This is a genomic window from Geodermatophilus sp. SYSU D01186 (assembly GCF_054050215.1).
Map to the genome: position 1 here is coordinate 59,007 of NZ_JBJGYW010000009.1, position 14,857 is coordinate 73,863.

General features: G+C 71.6%; 11 protein-coding genes and 1 pseudogene. 1 reads left to right on the forward strand and 11 read right to left on the reverse strand.

From position 1 onward, the window contains the following. Positions 1-148 precede the first annotated feature (148 nt). Positions 149-352 (forward strand): annotated as a pseudogene (locus ACI784_RS09015) (transposase); the annotation flags it as partial. A 661-nt stretch (positions 353-1,013) separates the two neighbouring features. Here the strand turns inward: ACI784_RS09015 and ACI784_RS09020 are convergent. From ACI784_RS09020 to ACI784_RS09070, 11 genes are all read right to left on the reverse strand, one after another. Beyond that, a complete protein-coding gene (locus ACI784_RS09020) occupies positions 1,014-2,126 on the reverse strand; it encodes an NDMA-dependent alcohol dehydrogenase (protein ID WP_457013203.1) in 1,113 nt (370 codons plus the stop codon). A gap of 102 nt (positions 2,127-2,228) precedes the next feature. Beyond that, positions 2,229-3,491 (reverse strand): CaiB/BaiF CoA transferase family protein, encoded by a 1,263-nt coding sequence (locus tag ACI784_RS09025; RefSeq protein ID WP_457013204.1) that lies wholly within the window; start codon positions 3,489-3,491, stop codon positions 2,229-2,231. Positions 3,492-3,510: 19 nt separating this feature from the next. Continuing rightward, positions 3,511-4,623, reverse strand: coding sequence for an NDMA-dependent alcohol dehydrogenase (locus tag ACI784_RS09030; RefSeq protein WP_457013205.1), 1,113 nt, complete (start codon positions 4,621-4,623; stop codon positions 3,511-3,513). Positions 4,624-4,664: 41 nt separating this feature from the next. Beyond that, positions 4,665-5,732: a substrate-binding domain-containing protein gene (locus tag ACI784_RS09035; protein WP_457013206.1), complete on the reverse strand. Its 1,068-nt coding sequence runs from the start codon at positions 5,730-5,732 to the stop codon at positions 4,665-4,667. Between the two features lie 163 nt (positions 5,733-5,895). Further along, a complete protein-coding gene (locus ACI784_RS09040; RefSeq protein WP_457013207.1) occupies positions 5,896-6,969 on the reverse strand; it encodes an ABC transporter permease in 1,074 nt (357 codons plus the stop codon). Next, on the reverse strand, positions 6,966-8,486 hold the full coding sequence (locus ACI784_RS09045) for a sugar ABC transporter ATP-binding protein (protein ID WP_457013208.1): 1,521 nt from the start codon (positions 8,484-8,486) through the stop codon (positions 6,966-6,968). Before ACI784_RS09045 ends, ACI784_RS09040 begins: the two co-directional genes overlap by 4 nt. Positions 8,487-8,497: 11 nt before the next feature. Next, the gene (locus ACI784_RS09050; RefSeq protein ID WP_457013209.1) at positions 8,498-9,223 is read right to left on the reverse strand and encodes an enoyl-CoA hydratase/isomerase family protein; all 726 of its coding nucleotides are present in this window, start codon (positions 9,221-9,223) and stop codon (positions 8,498-8,500) included. Positions 9,224-9,497: 274 nt separating this feature from the next. After that, positions 9,498-10,703, reverse strand: a complete 1,206-nt coding sequence (locus ACI784_RS09055) for a fumarylacetoacetate hydrolase family protein (protein WP_457013210.1) — start codon at positions 10,701-10,703, stop codon at positions 9,498-9,500. After that, positions 10,700-12,289 carry an aldehyde dehydrogenase family protein gene (locus ACI784_RS09060; protein ID WP_457013211.1) on the reverse strand — a complete coding sequence of 530 codons (1,590 nt, stop codon included), beginning with the start codon at positions 12,287-12,289 and terminating at the stop codon, positions 10,700-10,702. The genes ACI784_RS09055 and ACI784_RS09060 overlap by 4 nt, the downstream gene beginning before the upstream one ends. After that, positions 12,286-13,434: a glycoside hydrolase family 88 protein gene (locus ACI784_RS09065; RefSeq protein ID WP_457013212.1), complete on the reverse strand. Its 1,149-nt coding sequence runs from the start codon at positions 13,432-13,434 to the stop codon at positions 12,286-12,288. The genes ACI784_RS09060 and ACI784_RS09065 overlap by 4 nt, the downstream gene beginning before the upstream one ends. Then, positions 13,427-14,857, reverse strand: a complete 1,431-nt coding sequence (locus ACI784_RS09070) for an aldehyde dehydrogenase family protein (protein WP_457013213.1) — start codon at positions 14,855-14,857, stop codon at positions 13,427-13,429. The genes ACI784_RS09065 and ACI784_RS09070 overlap by 8 nt, the downstream gene beginning before the upstream one ends.

Consider the following 14,857-nt stretch of genomic DNA (forward strand, 5'->3'; position numbering starts at 1 on the left):
CTGGGCCTCCGGCGAGGTGATCGCATGGGCGGGCGACTCGGCGCGCTCCGCGACGACCTGACTGGCTGGTGCCCCGGATCGACGGGGGGGGGTGGTTCCGCGGGCGTGGTGATGGTCCGGTGCGCGCACACGGCATGGCGAACAGCCGCCGAAGTGCGACGACCGCCGGCTGCTGCTGGACACACTCCAGTATGTGCTGCGCAGCGGCTGTGCCGAGCGGCACGTCCCGCATCGGCTGGCCCTCTGGAACGCCGCCTCTCGCTGGTTCACCGCGTGGACCGCCGATGGCCAGTTGGTGGCGGCGGCTGCACGCGGCGCTCCGCGACGACGTCGCCGCGCGGAAGGAGCGTGAGCGGCAACCCCACCCGCGGCGGTGCTGGAGGCGCATTCCGCGCACCGCCCGAGCGTGGGGAGGCGATCAGGACCACGCCGGCAAAGGCCGCCCGCACCCGCAGAACCAGGGGGCAGCCGGTTACCGAACGGCGTCTGCGGCGCCCGAGGCCGACCGGGCCGATCGCGGCTCGTCCAGCCCGGCGGCCCGAGCTAGCTGCTGACGAGATGGAAACGACGTGTCCGGCCGTGCGATTGCCCGAGTCGGCCGGATCCCGCGCACCGTCGGGTCGACTCGTCCGTGGCGGCGATGCCTGAGACCTGGAGCTCGGGCGTGGGCCACGGGCCGTTGCTCGATCGCCAGCGGGCGGACACCCGGGGGCGCGCCGGCCGGCATCAACTTGCTCGAGGCCACCAAGCCTGTGGGCTTTCCGGCGTGGTGCCCTCGGGGAACTCATCCGTTGGCGCGCCAGCCGCCGCCGGGCACAGGCGGTTCGACGAACCCCAAGCCGACCGCACCCGCCGGTCACACAGTCGACGTCCTCCCGTGTGCAGCCCAACGATCCCGGGCGCGGAGTCGATGTCCTCCGCGCCCGGGATCAGGCCTCACAACTGGTGCCTGAGCGTCGGCACACCCCGACACCAGTTGGTTCGTTCGAGCCAGCGCGTGGCTGCCCGGGGTGTCAGTGCTCGTGCAGGACGACGCCCCGGATGTTCTTGCCGTCGTACATGTCCTGGTAGCCCTCGTTGACCTCGTCAACGCGGTAGGTGCGGGTCACCAGCTCGTCGAGGCGCAGCCGGCCGCTGCGGTAGTAGCGCAGGAGCCGAGGGATGTCGCGGGTGGGGTTGCAGTTGCCGAACAGAGACCCCTTCACCGTGCGGGCGAAGATGGTCACGTCCCAGGGCGACAGGTCGATCCCCGCGTCCCACTGCCCGACCGCAGTGAGCACGCAGGTGCCCATCTTGCGGGTGGCTCGGACGGCCTCGCCCACGAGGCCACCGTCGATGCGACCGACCGTGACGACGACCTTGTCCGCGCCCTGACCATTGGTGAGGTCGAGCACGTGCGGCATCGCGTCGGCGATGCTCGCGAACGACGCCGTCGCCCCCAGCCGCTCGGCGGTCTCCCGCTTGAAGGCGACCGGGTCCACGGCGATGACGTGCTCGGCGCCCGCCATCGCCGCGCCCTGGACGGCGTTCATCCCGACGCCACCGGTGCCGACGATCATGACGACCTCGCCGGCCTCCACCGCCGCCGCGTTGACCGACGAGCCCCAGCCCGTGGCCACGCCGCACGCGACCAGGCAGGCCGTCTCGAGCGGGATGTCCTCGTCGATGCGGATGCACTGCTCCTCGTTGGTGACGAGGTGGTTGGCGAAGGTGCCCAGTCGCTGCATCGCGCCGATCCCGCGGCCATCGGTCAGGTGGAAACGAGCGGTCCCGTCGAGCAGGAGCCCTTCGGCCATGCCGTTGCCGTTGTCGCAGACGAACTGCATCCCCCGCGCGCACCACACGCACTTGCCGCAGCCGGGGATGAAGGCCGTCACCATGTGGTCACCGGGCTTCACCCGAGTGACCCCCGGGCCCACCGCCTCGACGATGCCGGCTCCCTCGTGTCCCATGACCAGCGGAAGCGGCTGCTTGGTGTCCCCGGTCCGGAGGTGCTCGTCGGAGTGGCACATCCCCGACGCCACGACCCGGACCCGCACCTCGCCGGCCCGCGGTTCGTCCAGTCGCAGCTCCTCGACCTGGAACTTCCCGCCCACTTCATGCAGAACCGCGCCGTGCACGGACATGTGACTCCCCTGTCTCCTGTTCTGGATGTCTGTCGCCCGGCCCGCGCGCGGGTCGGGCGAGCCGAGGCGGCAGCCCGCCGCCACTGGGCGGGACAGCGCGTCTCAGCCCTGCGCGCGAACGGCGCCCTGGTCGAGCAGGCCCTGGATGCGCTCCTCGGCGTAGCCGAGTTCGCGCAGCACCTCCACACTGTGCGCGCCCAGGTGAGGCGGCGAGATGACGACCGGTGGGACGTGACCGTCGTAGCGGACGGGGTGGCTCACCACCCGACCGCACCAGCTGTCGTCACCCACCTCCTGGATGAGCTGGTTGTGCAGGATCTGCGGGTGCTGCTCGACGTCCGCGTAGGACAGCACCGGTGCGAACCACACACCGGCCTCGGTGAAGGCCTCCCCCACCTCCTCGAGGCTGCGGGTCGCCAGCGCCGCGGCCAGCGCCTCGGCCACCTCGTCCCTGTCCGCGACCGGATCGAGTGCACCGATGTCGCTGAGCTCGGGGAACGCCTGGACCAGGGTCGGGAGGGCCACCAGCGAGACCGCCACGTGCGCGTCCTTGGTCCCGTAGACGCCGTAGGGCGCGGGGTGGTACCAGGTCGCGAGCCGGTCGTGGCGGCCCAACTGCTCCGACCACGACCGGTCCCGGGCCCGGTTGAGGTAGAAGGTGAACGCCTCCATCTGGAGGTCCACCCCGGCGTTGAGGAGGCTCGCCTCCACCCGGCAGCCGACGCCGCTGGTGGCCCGCCGGATGACGGAGGCCAGTACCCCCATCGCCAGCAGCGCCGCGCCGTGCTGATCGGCTACCGCGGCCCCGGCCGAGGTCGGGGCGCCGCCCGAGGCCGCGGCCAAGCCGGTGAGCGCCTGGACGAGCAGGTCCTGGCCAGGCCGCTCGGCCATCGGGCCGGAGGATCCGTAGCCGGTGGCCGAGGCGTAGATCAGACCGGGCCGGGTGGCTGCGAGCTCCTCGTAGGACAGCCCCAGGCGGGCCATCACCCCGGGACGGAAGTTCTCGATGACGATGTCGTGCGTCTCGAGCAGGTCCAGCACCACCTGGCGCCCCTGCGGTGACTTGAGGTCCAGCGCGATGCTGCGCTGGTTCCGGTTCGCAGAGACGAACAGCGAACTGGCGCCGTCCGGGCCGCGGCCGGGACCGAGCACCCGGCGCTCGGCCGCGCCCTCGAGCGGCTCCACCTTGATCACATCCGCGCCGAGGTCGGCGAGGTACTGGCAGGCGGCGGGGCCCTGCAGCCAGTGGCAGAAGGACAGGACACGGACCCCGGCCAGCAGGCCGGCCCCCGGCTGTCCCGATCCGGCTGCCGGAGCGGCCCCCGGCGTCCGCTCGCCGGTGGCGGGCGCAGCTGTCTGGTACATGGCCTTACCGCCCTTGCCCTCAGTGCTCGTGGACGAGGACGCCGCGGATGTTGCGTCCCTCACGCAGGTCGTCGTAGGCCTGGTTGATCTCCGGGAGCCGGTAGGTGTTGGTCACCAGTTCCTCGAGCTTGAGCTTCCCGGCCTTGTAGTAGGTGAGCAGGCGCGGGATGTCGCGGGTGGGGTTGGCGTTGCCGAAGAGCCCTCCGCGCAGCTGCTTCGCGAAGATGGTCAGCTCCAGCGGGTCGATCGGGATCGGACCCTCGTTCTGACCGATCGCGGTCACCACGCAGGTGCCCATCTTGCGGATCGCCCGGAAACCGGCGGCGATGTCCTCGGGCTCCAGTCGGCCGATGGTCACGATCGACACGTCCGCGCCCTGACCGTTGGTGGCCGCGTGGATGGCCGGCATCGCCTCGTCGATGGACGCGAAGGCGTCGGTCGCGCCGAGCTGGCGGGCCAGCTCGCGCTTCATCGGGACCGGGTCGACGGCGACCACCATCCGTGCCCCTGCGTTCGACGCCCCCTGGATGGCGTTCATCCCGACTCCGCCGGTACCGAGGACGACCACGACGTCCCCGGGGCGGGTGCCGCCGGCGTACACGGCCGACCCCCAGCCGGTGGTGACGCCGCAGGCGACGAGGCAGGCGTGCTCGAACGGGATGTCGGGATCGATCTTGATGCACTCCTGCTCGGGCGCCACCAGGTAGTTGGCGAAGGTGCCCAGCCGCTGCATCGCGCCGATCCCCCGACCATCGGAGAGGTGGAAGCGCGGGGTGTCGTCGAGCATGAAGCCCTTGAACATGTCCAGGCCGTTGTCGCAGATGAACTGCATGCCCTGGGCGCACCAGTCGCAGACGCCGCAACCGGGGATGTACGCGGTGGCGATGTGGTCACCCGGCTTGACCCGAGTCACCCCCTCGCCGACCGCGACCACCACGCCGGCCCCCTCGTGCCCGCCGACGAGAGGCAGCGGCTGAGCAAGGTCGCCGGTGACCAGGTGGTCGTCCGAGTGGCACAGCCCGGAGGCCATGACCTTCACCAGTACCTCGTTGGCGCGGGGCTCCTCGAGCTCGAGCTCCTCCACCGACCACTTCTCGCCAATGGCGTGGATGACTGCTCCGTTGACCTTCATGGGTGCACTCCTCTTTGTGGTGCGAAACGGGTTGATCGGGCTCAGAAGCCGGTGCCGACGAAGTCGGCGATGTTCTCCTGCGTGACGAGCGGCCCCTCCAGGAGGACCGTCTCGGGCATCTCCTCGCCGAGGCAGGCCTTCGCGGCGGCGGCGATGGCCTCGGGGGCGTCGAGCGGGTAGACGACGCTGGCCGCGTAGTCGCCGGCCTCGATGGCCTCGAACGCGTTCTCCGCGCCGTCGAACCCCACGACGAACATCTCGTCGCTGCGCCCGGCCTCCTCGATGGCCTGGAGCGCGCCGAGCGACATCTCGTCGTTGTGGCTGTAGACGGCGTCGATCTCCCCCGGGCCGAAGCGCTGCAGGAAGTCCTGCATGACGGCGAGGCCCTGGTCACGCTGGAAGTCCGCCGTCTGGCTGGCGACCACCTCCACGTTGGGGTGCTGCGAGACGACGTTGTCGAACCCCTCGTGCCGCTCGTTGGTGGCGCTCGCGCCCAGCGTCCCGGTGATCTCGACGATCCGGCCGCCCTCGGCCCCCAACTGGTCGACGATGTACTGCCCCGCGGTCTCGCCGGCCTGGACGCTGTTGGCGGCGATGTGCACGGTGACGTCCGTGTTGACCGAGCGGTCGTGTGTGACGACCTTGATGCCGGCCTCCTGGGCCTCCTTGATCACCGGCACGAGGGCGTCCTGCTCCAGCGGCGTGATGACCAGGACGTCGATACCGCGGGTGATCAGGTCCCTCACCTGCGAGGACTGGGTGATCGCGTCGCCCTGCCCGTCGGTGGAGAACACCGTCATGTTCGGGAAGTTGCGGCTGGCGGCGTCCTCGAGCGCGGCCTTCTGGGCGACGCCGTAGGGGTGCTTGAGGCTGTTCTGCGAGATCCCGACCGTGCAGTCGACGTCGGCCGGGTCGCCCTCGAGCGTCAGGGCCTCCTGGCACTCCTCACCGCAGGCGTTGCTCCACTCGATCGGCTGGGGCTCGCCGCTGCCGGTGGTGCCCTCGCCGCCCGAGGCGCTGGGCCCACCGCTGCCGCAGGCAGCCGTGGTCAGCAGCGCGGCAGCCGCCGCTGCAGCGAGGGTCAGTCTCTGGTTCCGGACGTTGCGCATCTGTTCCTCCAGGTCCCGGGGGGTGTGGTGGGGAAGTGCGGTGGGGCGGCCGAACAGGCCGCGGGGGTGGTGCCGCGCCAGTGGTGCGACGGGTCCGCTCCGTGTGTCCGGGAGCGAGTTCGGAGCCGGGTCCGGGGCCGCGGTGGCGGTCCCGGGCGAACGGTCAGCTGGAGCTGGCGCGCTTGCGCCGCATCCGCAGGGTGGTGGAGGTGATCACCACCGCGGCGATGATGATCAGACCGCGGACGATCTGCTGGTCGAAGGCGCCGACGCCGAGCAGGTTCAGCAGGTTGGCGAGGACCGCCAGGAGGAAGGCACCCAGCACGGCCCCGGCGACACCACCGATGCCGCCCATGAGGCTGGTGCCGCCGATGACTACGGCGGCGATGGCCTCCAGCTCCATCAGCGAGCCGGCCGTCGGTGCGCCGACGCTGAGCCGGGCGGTGATCATCAGGCCGGCGAGCGCGGCGGTCAGCCCGCTGATCGCGTACACCGCGATCCGGATCCGGTTGACGCGGACGCCGGAGAGCCGGGCGACCTCGATGTTGCCGCCGACGGCGTAGACCTTGCGACCGAAGGGGGTGTACCGCAGGACCACCCACGCCAGGATCGCGACGACGAGGAAGATGATCAGCGGGCCGGGCACCGGGCCCAGCTTGGCGCTGCCGAAGAAGGCCCACAGGCCGCTGTCGGTCTGGAACGCCTGCGGCCCTCCTTCGGAGATGCGCAGGGCCACACCGCGGGCGATCACCAGCATGGCCAGCGTCATGATGAACGGCTGGATCCCGAGGAAGGTCACCCCCAGCCCGTTGAGCACGCCGAAGACCAGCCCGATCAGCAGCCCGAGGAGCAGGACCAACAGCGGGTTGACGCCGTCGCCCACCAGCATGGCGCTGGCCACGCCGACGACGGCGAGCACGGAGCCGACGGACAGGTCGATGCCCCCGCTGAGGATCACGAAGGTCATGCCGACGGCGACGACGCCGACGATGGCGGCCTGGCGGGACACGTTGATCAGGTTGTCCAGCCCGAAGAAGTTCGGCGAGATGAGGTAGGTCGCCACCAGGAGGACGGCGATCACCGCCAGCGGCGTCCCGCCGCCCAACAGCGCCTTGGCGACCGCGGCGAGCGGCCCCCGCCGGTTCTCGGCCGGGCCGTTCTCACCGGCGCCCGCGGGTGCCGCAGACCCGGTTCCCGCATCCGCGGAATTGCCCAGAGGGGTGATCTGAGTACTCATGCCGCAACCTCGCTGACCATGTGACGGGCGATCTTCTCTTCGGTGGCGTGCTGCCGGTCGATCTCGGCGCTGATGCGACCGCGCTGCATGACGAGGACGCGGTCGGCGGTGAGCAGGACCTCGGGCAGTTCGGAACTGATGAGGAGCACGCCGAGCCCCTCGTCGCACAGCCGGCGGATGAGCTTGTAGATCTCACCCTTGGCGCCGACGTCGATGCCCCGGGTCGGCTCGTCGAGCAGCAGGACTCGCACGCCGGCCTTCAGCCACTTGGCGATGACGACCTTCTGCTGGTTGCCGCCGGACAGCGTCCCGACGAGGGTGGAGACATCGGCGACCCGGACCCGCAGGTCGGCCACCAGCTGCTGTGCGGTCAGGCGCTCCGCCCGCTGCGGGACCCAGCGCCGGCGTCCCGTGGCGACGTCCACCATCGTCATGTTCTTGGCCACCGACAGGTTCATCAGGAGCCCCTCGGCCTTACGGTCCTCGGTGACGAAACCCAACCCGGCGGCGATGGCCCGGTGTGGCTGGCCCAGGGCCAGCGGCCGGCCGGCCACCCACACCCGGCCGGCGTCCACCGTGTCCATCCCGAACACGGCCCGAGCCACCTCGGTGCGTCCAGCGCCCCGGAGGCCGGCCATGCCGACCACCTCCCCGGCGCGGACACTGAAGCTGATGTCCTCGAAGACGCCGGCTCGGGTCAGCCCCTCCACCCGCAGCAGTTCGTCGCCGGCCACGTGCGCCTGGGCTCCGGCCAGTTCCTCCCGCTCGGCGATGGCCCGGCCGACCATCTTGCCGACCAGCTCGTCGGGGTTGGTGTCGCTGACCGGACCCGCGGCGGTGCGCTTGCCGTCCTTGAGGACCAGGTAGCTGTCGGCGACGCCGAAGATCTCGTCGAGGCGGTGCGAGATGAAGATGACGCCGACCCCGCGGGCCCGCAGTGAGCGGATGAGGTCGAGCAGCCGGTCGACGTCCGACCCGCCGAGGACGGCCGTGGGCTCGTCGAGAACGACGATCCGTGCCTGCCCGTGCAGCGCCTTGGCGATCTCGAGCATCTGCTGCTCGGCGATGGTCAGGTCGCGCACCAGCCGACGCGGATCGAGGTCCACGCCCAACCGGCCGAGCACCTCACGGGCCTCCCGGTGCAGCCGTCCCCACCGGACCGGCCGGCTGCTCACCGCGATGTCGTTGAAGAACAGGTTCTCCGCCACGCTCAGCGCGGGGAAGAGGCTGAACTCCTGGTACACGGTGGCGATGCCGTGACCGGCCGCGTCCAGCGGGGCCGAGATGTCGATGTGCTCGCCGTCGATCTTGATCGAGCCACTGTCGGCGTGCACCGCCCCAGAGAGGACCTTGATCAGGGTGGACTTGCCTGCGCCGTTCTCTCCGACGAGGGCGAGCACCTCCCCTGCTCGTACCGTCATGGACACCCCGTCGAGGGCGCACACCCCGGGGTAGGACTTGCTGACCCCGTCCATCTCCAGCAGCGGTGGCGTCGCCGCCCCCTGGTCACCGGTCACGGTCACTCCCGTCAGGCCTGGTTGTGGGTGAGGAACTCGGAACGCCGGCGGTTGCTCTCGGGCAGGCCCCGGCACAGCGACATGCCGAGACGCTCGGCGTGGAGACCAGCCGACAGCCCGGCGCGCTGGCCCGCGTCCACGGCTGCCTTGATGGCGCGGACGACGGCGGCGGCGGGGGCGGCCAGTTCGGCGGCACGTTCCTGGACCACCTCGGTCAGCCGGCCGTCGGCGACCACCTCGTCCACGAGTCCGAGCTGGAGCGCCTCGGCGGCCGGCACGCGACGGCCCGTGATCATCATCCGGAGGGCCGCAGCCCGGCCGACGAGCCGGGGCAGGCGCTGGGTGCCGCCCCAGGCGGGCAGGTGACCGAGAGCGGCCTCGGGCTGCCCCACCTGAGCCGACGAGGCGGCGATGCGCCGATCGCAGGCCATGGCCAGCTCCAGCCCGCCACCGAGCGCGTACCCGTGGACGGCCGCGATCGAGACGACCGGGCTGGCTGCCAGACGGTCGAACACCTCCTGCCCCTCCCGGGTGAAGGCGTCGCCCGCCGCCTGGTCCTGGCCGTCGATCTCGCCGATGTCCGCCCCGGCGCAGAAGGCCCGGCCGGCTCCGGTGACGATCACCACACCGACCTCAGGTGCGCGTTCGATCTCGGTGAGCGCTGCGGCAAGCTCCTCCAGCGTCTGCCGGCGGATGGCGTTCAGGCGGTCCGGGCGGGTCAGCTCGAGCGTCGCCACCGCGCCGGACACGGTGACTGCGACGTCCCCACCGTTCCCTCCAAGCACCACCGACCGCCTCTTTCCGTATCGTGGAATAATCAGCCCGTCTCGCGGAATGACGCTAAGGGACGCTTCCGGGCGTGTCAACGGTCACAGCGACACACGTCACAGGAGGGTGTCGGGGTCCTCCAGGAGGGGCCGACCCGCTCCCGGAGGGCGGCCGTCGGCAGCGGCCAGAGCATGCCAAGGGCCCCCTCGACGTCACGACGAGAGGGCCCTTGGAGTGGTGCGGTCACACGGGCGGAAGCGCTCCGAGACTCCGCCAGAGCGAGCGGATGCCCGCGGTCCACGGCGGCAGCTCCTCGCTGTGCCCGACCCAGTTGACCAGTGCACCCAGCAACGGGTTGCTGATCCGCACCAGGTCACCGACCCGGTGGGTGAACCCCTCCCCCGGGCCGGACCGGTCGTCGGTCGGGGCGAACCCGGTCCCCAGGAAGAGGGCATAGCCGTCCGGGTACTGGTGCGTGCGCCCGCCCACCTGCTGCACGAGGTCATACGGGTCACGCGCGAGCGCGCTGAGCGGGTAGCTCTGGTCGAGCGAGAAGCCGTCAGTGCCCCGGATCTCGACGCGCACGTCCGTCGACAGCAGCCGCTCCAGGGTGAAGCCGGCGTCGAAGAGCCGGATCCAGGGCCCCACACTGCAGCTGGCGTTGTTGTCCTTCGCCTCGCCGAGCAGCAGGGCGCTGCGGCCCTCGAAGTCCCGCAGGTTCACGTCGTTCCCGAGCGTGGCGCCGACCAGGCGGTTGGCCTGATCGACCAGGAGCACGACCTCCGGTTCCGGGTTGTTCCACTCGGACTCGGCGCGGACGCCGACCCTCGCGCCGGTCCCCACCGCGGAGAGGACCGGCGCCTTGGTGAAGACCTCGGCATGCGGGCCGATGCCCACTTCCAGGTACTGCGACCACATCCCGTGCGCGACGAGAGCCCGTTTGACCTCGGCCGCCTGGGGACTGCCCGGAACCACCGCGGCGAGGTTCGCGCCCACGAGGTCCCCCAGGCTCCGCCGCAGTGCCGCCGCGGCACCGGGGTCACCGGCGACGCGCTCCTCGACCACCCGCTCGAGCATGCTGGCGGGGAAGGTGACGCCGCAGGCCTTCAAGACCTGGAGGTCCGTAGGGGCCAGGAAGTACGGCTGGTCGGGCGCCCGCCGGGTGTGATGGCTGTTCCTCAGGGCGTCGTCCACCGTGCCCACACACCGCAGCCCGGGAGTCGAGACGATGTCCAGGACGTCCGGCTGGTCGAGCAGGTCGGACATCGTGGCCACGTCCGGGAGCAGCAGCAGCTCCTCACCCCGGACCACCACCACCGACGGACCGGACACTCCCTGGGGCCGGAGGCCCGCGGGCAGGTGCAGGCGCGCGACGTAGGCCCCGTCGCGACGCGCACCGTCAGGAACGAGGACGGCCTCCGGTGCCTCCAGCGACGCAGGCAGGCTCACCAGACGATCGCTTCGGTGGTCCACCGGCCATCCACACACCGCTGGAGACCCAGCGGGTTGGCTCCCTGCAACTCCAGCGGGAGACGCGAGTCAGGCACGTTGTCGTAGGACTGCAGCATCGCGAACCGCCGCAGGCTCGACGGGATGCCGACCGCCGTCCACCCGGGATGGCCTCCCGCCGGGAACGGACCCCCGTGGTTCATGGCCGGATCCACCGCGACCCCGGTGGGTGCCTTGTTGTTCAACAGCCGCCCGACGCGTTCCCGCAGCACGGGCTCCAGAACGCCGTAGGCGGCGAGGTCCTCCGCCGAGTCCTCGACGTAGATGGTCCCGGTGAGTTGCCCGGTCAGGGCCTCCAGGCACCGCTCGGCCTCCACGACGTCGGCGCAGCGGACCAGCAGGGTGCTGTTGCCGAACGCCTCCTCGCCGAGTCGCGCCGACTCCGCCACGAAGTCGCCCGCGTCGACGGTGAACAACGTGCTCGGCCGGGAACACCCCCCTTCCCCGCCGGCCCCCCTGGCCGCCAGGACCGCACCCGCCTCACCCAGCCGGGCGTGGGCCGCGTCGAGGTGTTCAGCAACCGACGTCCCCAGCAGCGTGGCCGCGGGCGCGGCCAGGAACCGGTCGCGCAGTGCCTCGCGCAGGCCGGTGAACGTCGCCTCTCCCACGGCCAGCAACAGGCCGGGGTTGGTGCAGAACTGACCACCCCCCTGCAGGACGCTGGTCGCGATCTCCTCGGCAAGTCCTGCGGACCTTCGTGCCCATGCGTCCGGCAGCACCACCACCGGGTTGATGCTGGACATCTCCAGGTAGATGGGCTTACCCGCCGCGTCTGCCGCCGCCTTGAGCGCCAGGCCGGCCCGCTTGCTGCCGGTGAACGCGGTCGCCGCCACGCGAGGATCTGCGACCAGGCGCAGCCCGTCCGCGTGCGAGCACGCGTACACCAGTTGCACCACCCCGCCCGGCAGGCCGCCAGCCACCGCGGCGGCCTGAGCGTGCTGGGCGAGCAGCCGTGTCGTCTCCGGATGACCGGGGTTGCCCTTCGCCAGCACCGGGTGCCCCGTTGCCAGCGCGGCAACCGCGTCCCCGCCGGTGACGGAGTTGAACGCGAACGGGAAGTTGTTGGGTCCGAGCACGACGGCCACACCGGGGATCGGCGCCAGACGCGCGGCCAGCCCGCGGGACGGTGACAGGATCGGCGCCGTCCAGCTGCGCTCGCGAGCAGCGGCGGCGCCCTGACGGAGCTGCCCGGTCGTACGCGGCAGCTCCACCTCGCGCAGCCGTGCCCCCTCCGGTAACCCGGTCTCCTCCGCAGCCACCGCGCACAACCGTCCCGCGTCGGCGTCCAACCGGTCAGCCAGCCGGTCGAGGAAGCCGGCGACCGCCTCGGGGCCGGCCTCCTGAAGGGCCCAGTACGCGCGCGTCCCGGCGGTCAGCGCCCGGTCCAGGTCGGCCCAAGCGCTGACCGGGTACGCCCCGAGCTCCTCCCCGGTGCGCGGGTTGCGCGCGGTGAAGCTGTCGACAGTGTCAGCGGGCAGCCACTCCCCGTCCAGGAGGACGGGCCGGACGTCGGCGATGGCGGTCATACGATTCCCGTCTCCCGCACCCGAAGGGCACGCAGGTAGTAGTAGTCGCCGTAGGGCAGGGCCCCGTCGACCCCGAGGCCGTGCGGCACCGAGTAGGCCGCGTGGGCCAACAGTCCGACGTCGTCCCGGAACAGCGCCTCCCGGCCGAGGGTCTCCAGCAGCACCGGCAACCGCTCCTCGACGCCCAGCGCCTCCCGGAGCGTCGGGTCGGTCCCGGCCTCGGCCAGGGCCGAGGCGACGATCGCGCCGGCCGACGAGTCGCGGTACGGCGACGGGGACACCAGGTCGTACGGCGGGAGCTGGGTCGGCTCGAGACGGGACCAGAGGAAGTCGAGCGTGCGTCGTGCCGCGTCCGCGAAGCGGTCCAGGCCGGTGACCCGCGCGGCGCTCAGGAAGCCATGGACCGCCCAGGCCTGACCGCGGGTCCAGCAGGAGCGATCGTCCACGCCCTGGTAGGTCCCCTGCCAGCGAACCTCACCGTCCGGGCCGTAGCGGACCAGGTGGTAGGTCGAACCGTCGGGGCGCACGATGCCACGCAGGGTGGCGTCGGCGTGGTCGATCGCGGCCTCCCGGAAGTCCGCGCGCCCGGTCTGCTCGGCGGCCCACCAGAGCAGTGGGAGGTTCATCATCGTGTCGACCGTGCTGGTGCCGAAGGACCGCTCGTCGTCGAGCGCGCCGAAGGCCTGCAGGTACCCACCGGCCGGCCGGTACCGGCGCAGCAGGGTGTCCGCGGCCCGCAGCCCGTCGTCCCGCCACTGCGGGTCCCCGGTGACGGCGTGCAGGAGGCAGGCCGACGGCTGGAAGAGGAACCCGATGTCGTGGGTCCCGCCGTCGTCGGCCCGAGCCCGCACCGCCTCGGCGATGCGCGCGGCGGTCTCCGTCCGGTCCGGGCCGCCGAGCGCGTGGAGCTCGAGGAGCATCCCGGCCCAGAAGCCGGCGGTCCAGTTCCCGTGGTCGTAGAACTCCCCCTTCCACCTGCTGGGCGTGGCGACCTCGGACAGGGCCCACGCCGAGTTGTGGACGTAGTGCGGAGTGCGCTCCGGGGCGCCGAGGGCGACCGCCTCCTCCACCCGACGCCCGGCCTCGGCGAGGAACTCTGCTGTGCTCACCGTCGCGCCGGGGACCCGCAGGGCCGGCTCAGTCACTCTCCACCCCGGGGACGACGCCGCGCATGGTGATGGTCTTGGTCTGCAGGTACTCCTCGAGGCTGACGCCGAGGCCCTCCCGCCCCAGTCCGCTGCTCTTGTAGCCGCCGAAGGCCATCACGTCCGAGCGGTAGAGCCCCGTCCCGTTGATGACCACCTGACCGGTCTCCAGGCGGGTGGCCACCTCCATCGCCCGGTTGATGTCCCGGGTGAACACCGAACCGCTCAGGCCGTACCGCGTCGCGTTGGCGATGCCGACGGCCTCGTTGACCGACGCAGCCTCGGTGACCGCGATGACCGGCCCGAAGACCTCCATGTCCTGGGCGATGTCCATCTCCGGCCGGACGTCGGTGAGCAGCGTCGGCCGGACGAAGCACTCGTCCCGGTCGCCGCCGGCGGCCAGGGTCGCCCCCTGCGCGATCGTGTGGCGCACCTGCTCCTCCACCGTCGCCGCGGCGCCGGACTTGATCAGCGGGCCGAGCTGGGTCGTCGGAGCGAGCGGATCGCCGACCGCCAGCCCGCCGAATCGGTCGACCAACCGGTCCACCACGTCGTCGTGGATGCTGCGGTCGACGATCAGCCGCTTGTTGGCGCAGCAGCACTGCCCGTTGGACAGCGTCCGGCCGAAGACAGCCTGCTCGATGACGAGGTCCAGGTCCGCGTCCGGCAGCACGATCATGGCGTCGTTGCCGCCCAGCTCGAGCAACACGCTCTTCAGCGTCCTGGCCGCTGTGGTCGCCACGTCGATGCCGGCCTCGGTGGAGCCGGTGAAGGAGATCGCAGCCACCTGCGGAGCCGACACCAACCGCTTGCCGACCGCGCCACCGCCGTAGACCACCTGGACGACGTCCTCCGGGACACCGGTCTGATGCAGCAGTTCCACGGCCCGGCGGGTGGCCAGCGGCGTCTCCTCCGACGGCTTGATCACCACGGCGTTCCCGGTGGCGATGCTCGGCGCGACCTTGTGCGCGTACAGCTCGATCGGGAAGTTGAACGGGATGATGCCGGCGACGACACCGAGCGGCTCGTGCCTGGTCACCTGGAGGTCACGCTCCAGGTTCCGCTGGCTGTCGAGGAACACCGCACGCTCCTCGAAGGCCAGGATCCGGTGAGCGAAACCCTCGAAGAGCCGGCAGTGCAGCTCCACCTCGTCCAACGACTGCCGCAGCGGCTTGCCGTGCTCCCGGCTCAGCAGCTCCGCCAGCTCGTCGGCGTGCTGCCGGGCCAGGCCCGCGTACCGGTGCATGAGGACGGCGCGCTCGTGCCGCGGCACCCTGGCCCAGCGCCGCTGGGCACCGACCGCACGGTCGACGGCCGCGTCGACCTCGTCCAAGGGCGTGTCCGGCAACTCCTCCAGCAGCTCGCCGGTGGCCGGGTTGGTGATCTGTCGCAGTTCGACGTCCTGCAGCAGTGCCTCTGCCAC